The organism is Stutzerimonas sp. C6.4V (assembly GCF_058536345.1).
In genome coordinates this window covers 346,667-362,500 of sequence record NZ_JBZUBM010000001.1, presented here as the reverse complement: position 1 = coordinate 362,500, position 15,834 = coordinate 346,667, and the positions used below count along the sequence as shown (strand labels likewise).

The window sequence follows — 15,834 nt, the reverse complement described above, 5'->3', positions numbered from 1 at the left end:
CGCCGGAGAAGGTGCGCATTATAGGGGCTCAGAATCAGCCGTCAACGGCTTTTTTGGATTTTATGGGCCGCTGATCTGCTTTGCCCCGTAGCACGAATATTAACCATGCTTTTCTGGACAGCCGGCAGTCTTGCCAGCAGCAGTATCACCCCTAGCGTGGCATACAGGCTCCACTGCCCTGCGTCGGATCTTACTACCCACAACATATGGATTAGCACCACCAGAAGCGTCAGGTAAACGATGCGATGCAGCTTTTTCCACCGTTTGCCAAGCTTTCGCATGCTCCACCGAGTGGAAGTCATTGCCAGTGCTAGAAGGCCTAAAAATGCTATCGCACCGACGGCTATATAAGGACGGTCAACCAGCTCTGTGGGAAGACTGCGGAAATCCAGGCCCAGAATGAACGTCAGGTAAGCCGTGAGATGAAGCGCCGCGTAACCAAAGGACCAAAGCCCCAGCTGCCGACGAAACGCAATCCAGCCGGACCAACCGGTCAGCTTCTGCAAAGGAGTCATTGCAAGCGAGCATAGAAGAAGGATCAAGGCCCCCTCGCCCAGGTTATCGACCAGCACCTTCCCTGGATCCGGCCCCAGTGCAGCGGTAGCGGCAAGATACAACCAATAGGCTGGCACGCTAGCCGCACAAACGAACAACAATAACCTCCACGCGGGGTAGCGCATTAGTAATCTCGACTCAGATCCATCCCCGCGTACAAGGTCGCCACTTCGTTTTCATAGCCATTAAACATGAGTGTTTCGCGAACGTTGGGGTTAAACAGGCCGCCTGGCAACCTCCGCTCTCGGGCTTGCGACCATCGTGGATGGGAAACCTTTGGGTTGACGTTGGCGTAGAAGCCATACTCCTGAGGCGCCATCGTTTCCCAAGTAGTAGCTGGCCGGTCGCGCACGAAACTGATGCGGACGATTGATTTAATACTTTTGAAACCGTATTTCCACGGCACAACAAGGCGAAGCGGTGCGCCGTTCTGGTTAGGCAGTATCCTTCCATACATTCCAACTGTCATTAGGCTAAGCGGATGCATGGCCTCGTCCATTCTCAAGCCTTCGACGTAGGGCCAGTCGATAAGGGAGAACCCTGTACGCATGCCCGGCATCTGTTCGGGACGAGCCAGGGTCTCAAACCGAACGTATTTCGCGCCGGACGTTGGCTCAACGCGGCGGATCAGCCCGGCGAGCGGCACGCCCAGCCAAGGAATCACCATCGACCAGGCTTCTACGCAACGCAGTCGATAGATCCGTTCTTCCAGCAAAGACTCGGAAACGAGATCCTCCACCGAATATTTTCCCGGCTTCGCCACTTCGCCATCTACGGTGATGGACCAAGGCTCGGTCACTAACCGCGGCGCGTTGCGTGCCGGGTCACCTTTGTCAGGACCAAACTCATAAAAGTTGTTGTAATGGGTAGCGTCATTGAATGGCGTGATGTCCTCGTTCTTGACCGTGACGACGCCCCACTGAGCATCAGCAAGCTTTTCACGGAACCATTGAGGGGAGTCAGCGGCGTCTACACCTGGATAGAGCCCAGATTCTGCCCGGGCAGTCAATGGAAGCCCGACGATACCAGCGGATAGAACCGCCCCCTGCATGAATCGACGCCGATTCATATAGACCGCTTCGGGGGTTACCTCTGACTCAGCGCAATCACTGCTACGTGGCGTTTTGATCAACATGAGGACTCCGCTGTTCTAGCTGGCGAGACCGAGCACTAGACAGCGGATCCTCTAAAAAATCAACTTCCGACGCGCTTTCGGCGACGGATGAGAAACTGCACCGGCCCGGAGACCGCATAAGCCAGGAAGATCAGTAACAGGATGCGCGGCGGATCGCTGAAGACCACAGCAAAAATCAGAACCACAACAAGTATCGCGACAAAAGGAACTCGTCCTTTCAAGTCCAGGTCCTTGAAGCTGTAGTACTTGATATTGCTGACCATCAGCAGGCCTGCGGCAGCTACCAGGAGCGCAAACAGCATGATTACCGCAAGCGGTAGATCGTGCCCACGAATTCCTGGCTCATCGAGCGCCCAAACAGCCCATACCGAACCAGCCACAACCCCGGCGGCGGCAGGACTGGCCAGACCTATGAACCACTTCTTGTCTACCTTGCCAATCTGGGTATTGAACCGAGCGAGCCTTAGCGCCGCGCAGGCCACGTAGATGAATGCCACAGTTAATCCTACGTTCCCCAAGCTGGAAAGAGCCCATTGATACGCTAGCACTGCCGGGGCTAGACCGAAGGCGACCATGTCTGACAAGGAATCGTATTCGGCGCCAAACGCGCTCTGAGTATTTGTCAGGCGAGCCACACGACCATCCAGGCTATCAAGCACCATTGCAACGAACACCGTAGCGGCAGCTACATAGAAATTGCCGTTTATTGCCGTCACGATGCAGAAGAAGCCGGCGAACAGGTTGGCCGTGGTAAATAAGTTCGGAAGCAGATAAATGCCCCGATGGCGAACCTTGCGACCTTCTGCATCCTGACTTTCTTCGATGTGTTCGTCGATGGGCAGGATACTTTCCGGTTCGACTGGCTTGTTCGGCTCTTCGGGATGCTCACTCATGCACATTCACCTTACAGCAGGTTTGAATAATTTCGACAGACCCTGGCGCAACGGGTTCACCCCTCAGCCAAGCATCGGTTTATACCAGAGACACGCGCCATAACGAAAAAACGCGGCCTAGGCCGCGTTCTTTCAAAGAGAACCGGGTATCAGTTCTTGCTCTTGTCGACGATCTTGTTTGCAGCAATCCACGGCATCATGGAGCGCAACTGCTCGCCAACCACTTCGATACCATGGGCAGCATTGTTACGGCGGTAGGCTGTCATCGATGGGTAGTTGGCGGCGCCTTCGGTGATGAACATCTTGGCGTACTCACCGTCCTGAATGCGCTTCAAAGCATTGCGCATCGCGGCGCGAGACTCGGCGTTGATGATTTCCGGGCCGGTTACGTACTCGCCGTATTCGGCGTTATTGGAAATCGAATAATTCATGTTGGCGATACCGCCTTCAAACATGAGATCGACGATCAGCTTGAGCTCGTGCAAGCACTCGAAGTACGCCATTTCCGGCGCGTAGCCTGCTTCCACCAGGGTTTCGAATCCAGCCTTGACCAGCTCGACGCAGCCGCCACAGAGAACGGCCTGCTCGCCGAACAAGTCGGTTTCGGTCTCGTCCTTAAAAGTGGTTTCGATGATGCCAGTACGACCGCCGCCAACGCCCGAGGCGTAGGACAACGCTACATTCTTCGCGTTACCGGAGGCGTCCTGGTAGATCGCGATCAGATCTGGGATACCGCCGCCCTTGACGAACTCGGAGCGAACGGTGTGCCCCGGCGCCTTCGGTGCGATCATGATGACATCCAGATCGGCACGCGGAACGACCTGATTGTAGTGAATCGAGAAGCCGTGCGCGAACGCCAGCGTAGCGCCTTTCTTCAGATTTGGCTCGATCTCATCACGATACAGGCGACCCTGGAATTCGTCGGGCGTAAGGATCATCACGACGTCAGCGGCGGCAACCGCTGCAGCAACATTATCCACTTTCAGGCCATGTGCTTCAGCCTTGGCAACCGAAGGCGAGCCTGCGCGCAAACCTACCGTCACATCGACACCGGAATCCTTCAGGTTGCAAGCGTGTGCATGGCCCTGAGAGCCGTATCCAATCACCGCGACCTTCTTGCCCTGGATGATGGAGAGATCACAATCTTTGTCGTAAAAAACTTTCATGGAGTTACCCCTGTAGCTGGCCACTCGGGCCATTCGATATAGGTGTTAGATGCTCAGCACTTTGTCGCCACGAGAAATACCCGTAACGCCGCTTCGCACGACTTCCAGAATCGATGCAGTACCGACGGCCTGGATGAAACTGTCCAGCTTGTCGGTCGTGCCGGCCAGCTGGATGGTGTAGACGTTGGAGGTCACATCGACGATCTGCCCACGAAAGATATCGGTGGTGCGCTTGACCTCGGCGCGCTGTGCGCCGGTGGCCTTTACCTTAATCAGCATGAGCTCGCGTTCAATGTGCGCGCTCTCCGACAGGTCGACGAGTTTGACGACTTCAACCAGTTTGTTGAGGTTCTTGGTGATCTGTTCGATCACCTCTTCGTGCCCTACGGTAGTCAGCGTCAGACGTGACAGCGTAGGATCCTCGGTTGGTGCAACAGTCAGGCTTTCGATGTTGTAGTTGCGCTGGGAGAACAGCCCTACCACGCGGGACAACGCACCCGGCTCGTTTTCCATCAACAGGGAAATGATGTGTCTCATGATCAGGTCCGCTCCGTCTTGCTGAGCCACATATCGCGCATGGCGCCGTCTTTGATCTGCATCGGATAGACGTGCTCGCCTGTATCGACTGCGATGTCCAGAAAGACAAGGCGATCCTTCAAAGCGAAGGCCTCCTCCATCTTCGGCTTGAGGTCTTGTAGCTCGGTGATGCGCATGCCGACATGCCCATATGCCTCTACCAGCTTGACGAAGTCAGGCAAGGACTCCATGTATGAGTGCGAATAGCGACTGTTGTATTGCATATCCTGCCATTGGCGGACCATGCCCAGCGCACCGTTGTTGAGGTTGATGATCTTCACCGGAAGGTCGTATTGCAGGCAGGTCGACAGTTCCTGGATGTTCATCTGGATGCTGCCTTCGCCGGTAACGCAGGCGACATCGGCCTCCGGGAAGTTCAACTTCGCCCCCATCGCGGCAGGGAAGCCGAAGCCCATGGTGCCGAGGCCTCCGGAATTCAGCCAGCGATTGGGCTTGTCGAACTTGTAGTACTGGCACGCAAACATCTGGTGCTGGCCGACGTCCGAAGCCACGTAAGCCTCGCCCTTGGTCACATCGCAAAGGGTTTCGATAACGGCCTGCGGCTTGATGATGGTGCCGTCGCCCTTGTCGTAGGGGAACAAGCCACGGCTGCCACGCCACTCCTCGATCTGCTTCCACCAGCTGGCAACAGTCTCGGCGTTTGGTGCCTGACCGATCTCTTTGACGATTGCCACCATTTCGGTGAGTACACTGTCGACCGGACCCACAATTGGGATGTCAGCTTTGATGGTCTTGGAAATTGAAGCCGGGTCGATGTCGATGTGAATGATCTTGGCGTTCGGGCAGAACTTCGTCGCGCCATTGATCACGCGGTCATCGAAGCGCGCACCTACAGCCAGAATGACATCTGAATGATGCATAGCCAGGTTGGCCGTATAGCTACCATGCATACCCAGCATGCCGACGAACTGGCGATCGCTACCTGGATAGCAGCCCAACCCCATCAGCGTGTTGGTGACAGGCAGGTTGAGCATCTTGGCGAGTTCGGTGAGCTGCGAAGATGCGCCGCCCATGATCACACCACCGCCGGCGTAGATGATCGGTCGCTTGGCCGCCAGCAGGAGCTCGGCCGCCTTGCGAATCTGTCCGGAGTGCCCCCGAACGGCCGGGCTGTAGGAGCGCAGCTTGGCTTTTTTCGGATAGACGTACTCGAATTTCTCGGCGGGGTTGGTCATATCCTTCGGAATGTCAACGACAACCGGGCCGGGACGGCCGGACTGAGCCAGGTAGAACGCCTTCTTCATGACCTCAGGAATTTCCGAAGGATGCTTGATCATGAAGCTGTGCTTAACGATGGGCCGGGAAATACCGATCATGTCGGTTTCCTGGAAGGCGTCGGTACCGACCATGTTGCTGGCAACCTGACCGGAGATCACGACCATCGGGATCGAATCCATATAGGCCGTCGCGATGCCTGTAATGGCATTGGTCGCCCCTGGGCCGGAGGTCACCAGCACGACACCAGCCTTGCCGGTAGCGCGGGCGTAACCATCAGCCATGTGCGTCGCAGCCTGCTCATGGCGGACCAGGATATGCGTGACTTCCTTTTCCTTGAACAGCGCATCATAGATGTGCAGCAAGGCGCCGCCTGGATAGCCGTAGATGTACTTAACGCCTTCGTCGCGCAGGAAGCGGACGACCATTTCAGCGCCGGATAAAAGTTCCACGTTATTCACCTCTAGAACGCCAGATAGCCGCCCCGCGTCGGACCGGCCAGAAATAGGTTTACTGCCAAGCAGCGCATGAGCGACGGTGGTCGCCGACTACGTCAGCTACTGTCAAAGCAAGTATCAGGAAAACCCCAAGTGTTGCGGGGCACCCCTCCCAGCGCGAGGTAACGCGTTGCGGGTGTTGCAGGTCGGCGCGGGTGTGCACCTCATGATTGAACGAAGGACGCGCTTGCGGCGGGTCCTCCAGAACAGCAAGCATGGAATTGTTCGGATTAGACTTGGACAAGTCAAGTCTGCTGTTACGTTCGACTGTATTCAGCTGTGATCCAGCGCAGAATGAAGGTGCCCCGGTTTTGCGTATAGTACCGGCTTGGTTTTGCATCCACTCAGGGAAATAACATGCATTCGACGGTTCTCGCGAGCGGCCTGCTGCTTGCAATGTGCAGCAGCGTCATGGCCGGCCAGGTCTATAAATGGGTCGATAGTCAGGGCATCACACATTTCGGGGGGCAACCACCCGAAGACCAACGCGTCGAATCATTTGATATCGCGGTAACCCCTGCAAAAGCTGCCGCCACCGAACCCGCAGAGCCCGATCAAGCAGCGGATTCTGAACAGCGCAGCATTGACCAGAAGGTGAAAAAGCAAGTCGCCGAGCAGGAAGCGGAACGTCAGCGTTACTGCACGACGCTGCGCACCAACCTGGCACAACTGCAGAACAACCCGCGCGTCCGTGTAGAGGAGCAAGGCAGCGTGCGGCGCCTGAACGAAGAAGAGCGACAGGCTCGCATTGGCGAGACCAAACAGAAGATCGCTGACACCTGTAACTGAACAGCGAATCGAGGTCCGCCGATACGGATATCGTTGCCTAGTCTTCGCCGCAGCTGATCAAACGATCAAAGCCTTCAAGCGCTTCGAACAACCCCGCCACCCGCTGCGGCTGATGGCGATAGACCATCTCTGCCATTGCAAGAATGCCCGACACGGTCGGCAACGACTCGCCCTGTTCCAGGATCTGCTTCATCCGCGGCAGGAATATCCACTGCAGCCATTGATCAAATGCCAGCGTGTCGACGCAAAACGGCTCTTGGCTGGCAAGTGCCTCCGCATCAGGCGGGGACGACGCCCAGACGCCAAGCACGCGCAGCTCACGCTCGATCAGGAGCAACTGGTCAGCCAGTTCAGGGACTCGCTTGTCCATCACAGCGCAACCTTGGCGCGCTCGCGAGCTTGAGCAGCGCCTGCCGCGTTGCCCTGGCGCTCTCGCGCCTGGGCGATTAGCTCCCAGAGACTTGCCTGTAGTGCCGGACGATCACTGGCGTAGCTCAGCCCTCGGCGAGAAAGCTGTTCAGCCTGAACTGCGTCACCTTGCGCCAAGCGAACCTGCGCCAGGCGAAAAAGCACTTGCGGCTCGCGAGGCGCGATTCGCTGCGCACGCTCGAGACTGGAGGCGGCCCCGTTGAGGTCACCACCGCCCTGCTGTTGCTGGGCAGTTGTGAGCAATGCCAGCACGGGGCCATCCAACTGCTCGTCTGCAGACAAGGTTCCGCTGTTCGACGGAATACCAGTGGGCAGCGATTGCTGCTGTGCGGGGGCGGGAATAGGCCCCGACTGAGCAGGCGGCGTCCACTGCCCCGCACTATTGGAAGACGGCATGGACGGCGAGCCGGAAAAGGTGGCATCCGGTGCGGGATATGTCTGCAAGGGCTCGGAGCTTTGCTGCGGCACCATGACCATCACACCCGAGTCAGCCGGTGCCGCCGGCGTAGCGGCTGGAGATGAACTGGAGCCTGACTGGCGCTGACGTGCCGACATTTCTTCCGAAACGGGCGCCCCGGAGTCGACCACGGGTATCGCGCCGCGCTTGACCGATGCGCAGCCCGGCAGCACGGCCGCCGCGACCAGAACGATCATCCATTGCTTGTTCAAATTTCAAACCTCTTGATAGCCAACCTTGACTAGCCCCTACGGCAGCCAGCCACGAACCCAATCCATGACCGACTCAGCCGGGGCCGGCAGACCGCAACCCGGCCCAGGAGCGGGCTCGCTGCCGCGAATGTAGGGCATCTGTACTGCATCAGGACAGTTCTCCGACGAGCCTTCGCCGGTTCGTGCGTCCACCCATGACATCGATACATTGTCTGGCATCGACATTTGCAGCGGCAATGGGTCGGCACGACGCATGAAATCCGCCCAGACCTGCAGCGCTCCAGTGGCGCCTGTCAGCGATGTTTTGCCGTTGTCGTCTCGTCCCAACCAGACCACAGCCAGAAGGTCCTGACTGAATCCGGCGAACCAGCTGTCTCGTGAGTCGTTGGTCGTGCCGGTCTTACCCGCAAGGGTCAGCGAATTAGGCACCTGATTGTAGACAGAGCGACCTGTACCCTCACGCATGACGCGCTGCATGGCGTATTGAGTCAAATAGATCGCACCGGGATCGAACCGCTGCTCGATCTTGAATGGATAGCGACTAAGGGGCTCCCCATCAGCAGCGACTACGCTACGAATGGCTCTCAAGGGAGTGTTGAAGCCACCGCTGGCGATCGTCTGGTAAACCCCGGCAACTTCGATCGGGCGCAACCCACCCGCACCCAGCAGCATCGATGGATAAGCCGGCCAATCTGGCGAAGCCCCCAGGCGAGCCAGCGTTTTGAGTACCTCGGGCACACCGAGGTCCAGGCCTAGCCGCGCGGTGGACAGGTTGTAGGAATTGGCCAGAGCCTGATAGAGGAACACTGATCCGTGAGCCGTTCGCCCGTAGTTCTGCGGCTTCCAGACCTTACCATCCGCACCCTTTACCGAGAACGGCTGGTCCTCCAGCAGGCTCGTCAAGGTGTATTGGCTTGGTCGTTCCAGCGCTGCAAGATAGATCGCCGGCTTGATCAAGGAGCCAATCGGCCGCGAGGCATCCAAAGCGCGGTTGAAGCCGGCGAACCCGGGATGCCGGCTGCCCAGCATCGCCTGAAGTTCGCCGGTTTCAGGATTGGTGACGAGCATGGCGCCCTCGACGCCCTCGGCCGCCTTGCCCAGACGCTGCAGCGTTTGCGTCATGGCCTTCTCGGCCTTGGACTGCACGATCGGGTCAAAGCTGGTGAAGACTCGCAGGCCTTCCTCGGTCAGGTCCTCGTCACGGTAGTCTTCGCGCAACTGGCGCTTCACCAGATCGAGAAACGCGGGATAAGAACTGTTGGCCAGGCTGCCACGCTGGGTCACCCCAAGGGGCGCCTGTTTCGCCTGGGCTGCCTCCTCCGCGCTGACGACCTGCTGCTCCGCCAGCAGATCGATGACCAGATTGCGTCGCTCCAGGGCGCGTTCGGGGTGGCGCCGAGGATTGTAATAGGTAGGCCCTTTGACCATGCCGACCAGCAGCGCAACATGTTGAAGCTTGAGCTCTGCAAGCGGCCGTCCAAAAAAGTACTGACTGGCCAAGCCGAAGCCGTGAATGGCGCGGCGACCATCCTGACCGAGAAAGACTTCGTTCAGGTAAGCCTCAAGTATCTCCGGCTTGTCGTAATGCAGTTCCAGCAGCACGGCCATCATGGCTTCGGTGGCCTTGCGGCTCAGGCTGCGCTCGTTGGTCAGATAGAAGTTCTTGACCAGTTGCTGAGTCAGCGTGCTTCCTCCCTGGCGCACCTCACCGGCCGTCAGGTTGACCCATACAGCACGCGCAATGGATTTGGGCGACACGCCGAAATGATTGAAAAACTCCCGGTCTTCCACGGCCACCAATGTCTCGACCAGATAAGGCGGCACCTGATCAAGCTTGATCAGGATGCGGTCTTCGTTATGCGCCGGATATAGACCGCCCACCACAAGCGGCTCCAGCCGCGCCACTGGCAAATCGCCGCCGTCCATGCGCGCAAGCCCCGCTACGAAATCACCGGAGAATCGAACACGGATCCGCTGCGAATCTTCCACCCCCTCGTAAAACCGGAATCCGCGTGTGTGCATTTCGACGGCATTACTGGCGACCGATACGGTACCGGGGCCGCTCAAAGACTTTTCCCGTCGGTATCCCAGCGCATCGAGCTCGGTAAGGAAATCCTCCTTGTCGAGCTTTTGCCCGACAAACAGCTCCAGCGGCCGGGCATAGACCGTTGCCGGGATAGTCCAGCGCTTGCCGGAGAACTTCTCCTGAACCACTGCATCGAGATAGATGGCCACGCCGGCAATAATCACCAGAGCGACGACGGACAGTTTGAGGATCCAGCCCAACCAGGGCCGAGAGGCCGAGGAACGGCGTTTGGAGCGGGAGCGAGAAGAGCGTGATTTAGTCATGGCGGCGGATTATACGCACTTTGATTTACCACGAAGACGGCCTCTTGGCGGTTTGCAGGGCTCCCCTGGATGGCCATAATGGATCGCTTTCTGACTGTGTGAACTGTATCGCGAAGTCGTCCACACGCTCCGCCAACGAATCTAAAAAGGAATGACCGTGAGCCAAGCATTGATCGCCGCGCTGCAGAATCCGGCCCTGTACCCTCATCCGGTCGATGGCTTCCGGATTATCGAGACCCATATCTCTTGGGTCATCCTGACTGGCACCTACGCTTACAAGATGAAGAAACCGGTGGACTTCGGTTTTCTCAACTTTACCGACCTGGCCGCCCGCAAGCATTACTGTGAGGAGGAGCTGCGCCTGAATCAGCGCATGGCACCAGACCTCTACCTCCAGGTCCTGCCCGTTACCGGCAGTGTCGAGAAGCCTGAAATCGACGGCAGCGGCGAACCGATCGAATACCTGCTTAAAATGCGTGAATTCCCGCAAACCCAACTGATGGCCGAGGTGCAGGCGCGCGGTGAGCTGACTGACAGTCATATCGATGCACTTGCGGCGCAGATCGCAAGCTTCCACATGAGCATTCCCCAAGTGGCTGCCGACCATCCGCTGAACAGTGCCGAAGCGATCGTTGCGCCAATGCGGCAGAATTTCGAGCAGATTCGTCCGTTGCTGAGCGAACAAGCCGACCTGCAGCAGCTCGACGCCATGATGGACTGGACCGAAACGAGCATCACGCGGCTGCAGCCATTGCTCGAGCAACGCAGCCAGCAAGGATTCATTCGTGAATGTCATGGCGATCTGCATTTGGGCAACGCCACCCTAATAGACGACAAGGTCGTGCTGTTCGACTGCATCGAGTTCAACGAGCCATTTCGCTTGATCGACATTGCGTCCGATGCCGCTTTTCTGGCGATGGACCTGGAAGACCGTGGGCTGAAATGCCAGGCCCGACGCTTCATTAACGGCTGGCTGGAACGCACCGGTGACTATGCGGCCCTCGAGCTGCTACACCTGTACAAGGCCTACCGGGCATTGGTTCGCGCCAAGGTAAGCCTGTTCCGCCTGCATCAGGAGCAGGACGCCGTTCAGCGCCGGGTCATCCTGCGCCAATACCGCAGCTATGCGAACCTGGCCGAAAGCTACAGCGCAATTCCCTCGCGCTTCCTGGCCATTACTCACGGCGTATCAGCGGTTGGAAAGAGCCAGGTCGCCTTGCGATTGGTGGAGGCGCTGGGCGTCATCCGACTGCGCTCGGATGTTGAGCGTAAGCGACTCTTCGCTGAACAACCTGGTAGCAGCGAACCGGATGCCGGGCTATACGGCGTCGAAGCGACCGACATGACCTATCAGCAGTTGCATGGCCTCGCGAGCAGGGCACTCAACGCAGGATTTTCCGTGGTGATCGACGCCACCTACCTCAAGCGGCACCATCGGGAGGCAGCCTGGCAAGTCGCGGAATCCACCGGTGTTCCCTTCCTGATCATAGACTGCCAGGCTCCGGAAGCAGTCATAGCGCAATGGCTCCAGCAGCGGCAGGCGGAAGGCGGCGACCCCTCTGACGCGACGCTGGAAGTGGTCAAGGCACAGCAGCTTTCGCGCGAACCTCTGACCGACAGCGAAACACTCCTCAGCCGACGGGTCGACACTCCGGACGCAGCGAGCCTCGATCAATTGCTAAGCGCCATCCGTCAACGCCTGCCAGGCCTTTGAGCAACTTGGCGGCTAACGCGAACAAGCCCACCGTTAACGAAAAGCACCGCGGCGGGCAGTATCCGCCGGTGCTTCTATACTCTGGCAGGACTGACCAGGGAAGTTGACCATGCCAGATTGCGCCCTACCGCCCTCCTTGCCGGACCATTGTCATGGATGACAGCGTCAGGCTGTTCTCGGAACGCGCCCATGCGTACGCTCAGTTCCGGCCTACCTATCCTGCCGGCCTCTTCGCCTGGCTCGCCAAGCTGTCCAGCCACACCCGATGCGCGCTCGATATTGCCGCCGGCAGCGGGCAGGCCTCGCGTCCTCTGCTTGCCCACTTCGACCGGGTGCTGGCCTGCGACGCCAGCCCAGAACAGTTGAACAGCAGCATCGAGTGGCGAACCGTCCAGCGCTTTGCAGCCAAAGCGGAGCGGCTTCCGCTGCGGGACAATACGGTAGACCTGGTCGTGGTTGCCCAGGCGCTGCACTGGTTCGCGACACCGGACTTCTTCAAGGAGACCAGACGAATCTTGCGGCCCGGCGGGCTGTTCTGCGCGTGGTGCTATAGCCTGCTGACCATTGATCCGGCGCTCGACATGATTATCCAGCGACTGCACGGAGAGACACTAGCGGGCTACTGGCCTCGGGGACGCGCCAGCGTTGATGCCGGCTATGCCGATATAGAAGCGCCATTCGAGCGGCTCGTTACGCCAGTGTTTTTCATCGAAACGCAGTGGGACCTGCATCAGCTTCTTGGTTACCTGCGCACCTGGTCTGCGGTAGCCCAGTGGCAAAACAAGCACGGCAAAGACCCGGTGCAGGAGCTCGCCCCCCTGTTAGCACAGCAGTGGGACAACTCTGAGCAGAAACGCAGAGTGCGCTGGCCCCTGCATCTTCTCGCAGGCTTCCCGGGCCGATAGGTACCCCTATGCACGACGAGCTGTTGACCCTGAAGAACCTTGGCAAGACGTCCGCGCAGTGGCTCCACGCCTCGGGCATCCATACCTTGGATGACCTCCGCAAACTGGGCGCAGTCAGCGCATACCACGCCGTCAAATCACGAGGGTTCGGGGCATCGCGCGTATTGCTCTATGCAATTGAGGGGGCGCTTCGCGACATTAACTGGAAGGATCTGCCCGACACGCTGAAGCGCGAGCTGAATCAGCATCTGGATAGTCTTCCTTCGCGCAACAAGAGCTAGCTCACAACCTCTAAGCAGCCCGATTTACTCGTGAAGTCCCCGGGCTTATTGTGAGCGGGCACATCGCTTAGCCGTCTGTCAGCTCGCTTGATCAAGGATTGCCGTCATGTATTTACTCGGGGAACAACCGGCCTATGCCGACCACTTGATCAACCGCCTCCAGGGGATCCCCGCCCAGCTCCTTGAAGGACTTGCACCGTGCGCAGAGCTGATCGAAATGAAAGGGTCAGATGACCTTGGCCGTGAGTTGCCGGAGCAACAGTTGTTCATCATCGAAAGCGGCCTGCTACATGCACTGGTGGATGAGCGACCGCTCTTCTACATGCAGGAAGGCGACCTGCTTGGGCTGCGCCAGGGCATAGAGCTACCCGCGTGTCGGTATCGAAGCGACGAATCGGTTCGCCTGCTCCCCTATTCCCGCCCTGCGGTTTTTCAGCATATTCATGACGACCCGCGGCGTCAGGAGCTTTTCACCCAGTACTTGATTGGCCAGACCGCATTGTTATCGGACGCCCTGGCACGCCTGAAACAGCCTGAAATTCACCCAACTACAGGTTTCCAGCACTTTGCCCCGGGAGAGGAACTGATTCGCCAGGGTGAAGACGCCGACAACGTGTTCATCATCATCGAGGGACACGCAGAGGCGATAGTAGACGGACAGAAGGTTGGCGACGTGCAACGTGACGAGATCTTCGGTGCCATGGCGGTCTTCACGCGGGAAAAGCGCAGCGCCACGGTTATCGCGACCGCTCCCTGTACGGTGATGGTGATCCCCAAGGACCAATTTCTCGGGCTTATGCAGAGCAATCCCAAGATCGCCCATAGCCTGATAGAAAGTATGGCCAGGCGAATCGATCTTCTTAACAAGGAGGTCACCCAGCTACGCTTGCCACTGACTGCTTGATAAGCACCCCAGCGCAAGGGAGACGGAAAGCAAATTTATTCTCGATTGCCTGTTGACTACGTAATGAGAATTGTTATTATTACCACAACTGGTCGCGAGATCAGTTGGGTAAACTGGAAGGCCAGGCAGTCGGGCTTTCAGGTTATCTCCTCATCAGGCTAATCACGGTTTTGACCCGGCTCTTGCCGGGTCTTTTTTTTGCCTGCAATAGAGCGCTGGCGGAGCCCGGCGCTCAGCGCGACGGCTGGCGAAACCTTGCGCAGAAATCTTCCTCTGGCTGAGCCGGGGTGAACCAGACATAGTCAGCCCTGTCATCGCCTACGCGCACCCCCACCTCAGCGAGCATCAAGACGAGCACCGCCGGTTTATCCCGACTGCCTTGAAGATGGAGCGGCACGCCAAGGTCACGCCTGACGTGAAAGCCGCCAGCAAGCAGTATCGCCGGCTCGGGTGCAGCCTCGAGCCGGTCCGCCATTCGCCGATCACGTTGCTGCTGGACAGCCAGCATCGCCGGCAACTGCGACTCCGGCAACATCCCGCAATGCGACTCGCGGATCTGCCGGGCCAAGGCTTCCGTCACGTGCCGCTCCGCCGCCAGCCCGCTCGGCCGTGGCTGGCGACGATAGATGTCGGCTATCTCATTGCGATCGAGGTTTGCCTGCAGCAACGGTGCGGGTTGTGCCAGGCTGTACTCCACCAGAGGTCCGTACAGCTCCCAGGGCCAACCCTCCTGCCATGCTAGCGAGGCAGGCAGATCATCGGGACGCTCGCCTCGTGCAAACGCCAACTGAATCTCAGTGACCTTTGACTGCTGGTCCGGATTGATCATCTCCAGCAATACGCTGCCTTGAGGTCGTTGCTGCGCCAGGGCTTGCAGCAACCAGAGCTGTAAGGCGTGGTGATCCGGGTTGTCGTGACGCTCGCCAACCAGAACCCGATCAGCGTTGGCCAACCTCGCTACCAGATCTTGGGGGGAAATATGCTCGCCACTGCTCAGCTCGATGATTTCGCCCAGATCCGCATGCTCACGCCCCTCCGGGCTCTGCCAGTCAGGCAAGGGCGGGAGAGCCTGGCAAGCGGTCAGCAATGTCATAACCAGCAAACGCAGCAATCGCATCGATCATCCTCGGCAAGTGGCGGTAGGATCCAGGGCTGGCGACCCTGTCCATGAATTTTGAATCGAAGACAAGCCAATGTGGCCTGCAAACTTCCCGCAACGAGGCTCATCTTCACTCAGCCCGAGCCGATTGCAACAGTGAATCGCCATAACACCAGGCGCGGCCACCCACCTGTAGCACCGGAGCATCACCAGCGCATAATGACTGCCTACCGAGGAAGATCGATAATGAGATTGTGCGCCACGACTGATCTTGCCGAAGGCCAGTGCAAAGGATTCGAGCAACAGGGACAGCGCCTTCTTGCTGTACGCAGGGACGGTGTCGTGCACGTCTACGAAAATCGTTGCCCACATCGAGGCGTGCCACTGGAGTGGATACCGGACCAGTTCCTGGACAGCAGCGGCAGCCTCATCCAGTGCGCCACCCATGGCGCGCTATTTCTGATCGACAGCGGAGAATGCGTGTCCGGCCCCTGTGCCGGCGAAGCGCTAAGAGCCCATCCCTGCACCGAGCGCGACGGCAGCATATGGTCGCAAATCACGACCTAGTGCGACCCTGTACGCAAGCGACGCCTGGCTGTGTTCGGTATCATGCCGCCCATCGCTACCTGTGAGATGA

Annotated in this window: 16 protein-coding genes; 6 read left to right on the top strand and 10 right to left on the bottom strand. The window is 58.5% G+C overall.

Annotation, left to right across the window (positions count from 1 at the left end):
* Positions 1 to 41 precede the first annotated feature (41 nt).
* From msrQ to AC4LFW_RS01660, 6 genes are all read right to left on the bottom strand, one after another.
* Complete coding sequence (gene msrQ / locus AC4LFW_RS01685) at positions 42 to 680, bottom strand: protein-methionine-sulfoxide reductase heme-binding subunit MsrQ (RefSeq protein WP_491817243.1); 639 nt, start codon at positions 678 to 680, stop codon at positions 42 to 44.
* Positions 680 to 1,690, bottom strand: a complete 1,011-nt coding sequence (gene msrP / locus AC4LFW_RS01680; RefSeq protein ID WP_491817242.1) for a protein-methionine-sulfoxide reductase catalytic subunit MsrP — start codon at positions 1,688 to 1,690, stop codon at positions 680 to 682. Before msrP ends, msrQ begins: the two co-directional genes overlap by 1 nt.
* Positions 1,691 to 1,749: 59 nt before the next feature.
* Positions 1,750 to 2,583 carry a CDP-diacylglycerol--serine O-phosphatidyltransferase gene (gene pssA / locus AC4LFW_RS01675; protein ID WP_491817240.1) on the bottom strand — a complete coding sequence of 278 codons (834 nt, stop codon included), beginning with the start codon at positions 2,581 to 2,583 and terminating at the stop codon, positions 1,750 to 1,752.
* Between the two features lie 149 nt (positions 2,584 to 2,732).
* A complete protein-coding gene (gene ilvC / locus AC4LFW_RS01670; protein ID WP_491817238.1) occupies positions 2,733 to 3,749 on the bottom strand; it encodes a ketol-acid reductoisomerase in 1,017 nt (338 codons plus the stop codon).
* 45 nt (positions 3,750 to 3,794) lie between these two features.
* A complete protein-coding gene (ilvN, locus tag AC4LFW_RS01665) occupies positions 3,795 to 4,286 on the bottom strand; it encodes an acetolactate synthase small subunit (protein ID WP_491817236.1) in 492 nt (163 codons plus the stop codon).
* A 2-nt stretch (positions 4,287 to 4,288) separates the two neighbouring features.
* The gene (locus tag AC4LFW_RS01660; protein WP_491817234.1) at positions 4,289 to 6,013 is read right to left on the bottom strand and encodes an acetolactate synthase 3 large subunit; all 1,725 of its coding nucleotides are present in this window, start codon (positions 6,011 to 6,013) and stop codon (positions 4,289 to 4,291) included.
* Between the two features lie 402 nt (positions 6,014 to 6,415).
* Here AC4LFW_RS01660 and AC4LFW_RS01655 point away from each other — a divergent pair, with 402 nt between their 5' ends.
* A complete protein-coding gene (locus tag AC4LFW_RS01655) occupies positions 6,416 to 6,847 on the top strand; it encodes a DUF4124 domain-containing protein (protein ID WP_491817232.1) in 432 nt (143 codons plus the stop codon).
* Between the two features lie 37 nt (positions 6,848 to 6,884).
* Here the strand turns inward: AC4LFW_RS01655 and AC4LFW_RS01650 are convergent, their stop codons facing one another.
* From AC4LFW_RS01650 to mrcB, 3 genes are read right to left on the bottom strand one after another with little or no spacing between them, the layout of a single operon-like run.
* Complete coding sequence (locus AC4LFW_RS01650) at positions 6,885 to 7,217, bottom strand: YqcC family protein (protein WP_491817230.1); 333 nt, start codon at positions 7,215 to 7,217, stop codon at positions 6,885 to 6,887.
* Positions 7,217 to 7,930: a tetratricopeptide repeat protein gene (locus AC4LFW_RS01645; protein WP_491820093.1), complete on the bottom strand. Its 714-nt coding sequence runs from the start codon at positions 7,928 to 7,930 to the stop codon at positions 7,217 to 7,219. Before AC4LFW_RS01645 ends, AC4LFW_RS01650 begins: the two co-directional genes overlap by 1 nt.
* A 51-nt stretch (positions 7,931 to 7,981) precedes the next feature.
* Positions 7,982 to 10,294, bottom strand: a complete 2,313-nt coding sequence (mrcB, locus tag AC4LFW_RS01640) for a penicillin-binding protein 1B (protein ID WP_491817228.1) — start codon at positions 10,292 to 10,294, stop codon at positions 7,982 to 7,984.
* Between the two features lie 157 nt (positions 10,295 to 10,451).
* Here mrcB and AC4LFW_RS01635 point away from each other — a divergent pair, with 157 nt between their 5' ends.
* From AC4LFW_RS01635 to AC4LFW_RS01620, 4 genes are all read left to right on the top strand, one after another.
* Positions 10,452 to 12,008, top strand: a complete 1,557-nt coding sequence (locus tag AC4LFW_RS01635) for a bifunctional aminoglycoside phosphotransferase/ATP-binding protein (RefSeq protein WP_491817226.1) — start codon at positions 10,452 to 10,454, stop codon at positions 12,006 to 12,008.
* Between the two features lie 152 nt (positions 12,009 to 12,160).
* Complete coding sequence (locus AC4LFW_RS01630) at positions 12,161 to 12,913, top strand: class I SAM-dependent methyltransferase (protein ID WP_491817224.1); 753 nt, start codon at positions 12,161 to 12,163, stop codon at positions 12,911 to 12,913.
* Between the two features lie 8 nt (positions 12,914 to 12,921).
* Complete coding sequence (locus tag AC4LFW_RS01625; protein ID WP_491817222.1) at positions 12,922 to 13,194, top strand: TfoX/Sxy family protein; 273 nt, start codon at positions 12,922 to 12,924, stop codon at positions 13,192 to 13,194.
* 106 nt (positions 13,195 to 13,300) lie between these two features.
* Positions 13,301 to 14,098, top strand: a complete 798-nt coding sequence (locus tag AC4LFW_RS01620) for a cyclic nucleotide-binding domain-containing protein (RefSeq protein WP_491817220.1) — start codon at positions 13,301 to 13,303, stop codon at positions 14,096 to 14,098.
* Between the two features lie 232 nt (positions 14,099 to 14,330).
* On the opposite strand, the gene AC4LFW_RS01615 is transcribed toward AC4LFW_RS01620, so the two are convergent.
* Positions 14,331 to 15,215, bottom strand: a complete 885-nt coding sequence (locus AC4LFW_RS01615) for a ChaN family lipoprotein (RefSeq protein ID WP_491817218.1) — start codon at positions 15,213 to 15,215, stop codon at positions 14,331 to 14,333.
* Positions 15,216 to 15,440: 225 nt separating this feature from the next.
* Here AC4LFW_RS01615 and AC4LFW_RS01610 point away from each other — a divergent pair, with 225 nt between their 5' ends.
* Positions 15,441 to 15,764, top strand: coding sequence for a Rieske (2Fe-2S) protein (locus AC4LFW_RS01610; RefSeq protein WP_491820091.1), 324 nt, complete (start codon positions 15,441 to 15,443; stop codon positions 15,762 to 15,764).
* Positions 15,765 to 15,834: the final 70 nt, after the last annotated feature.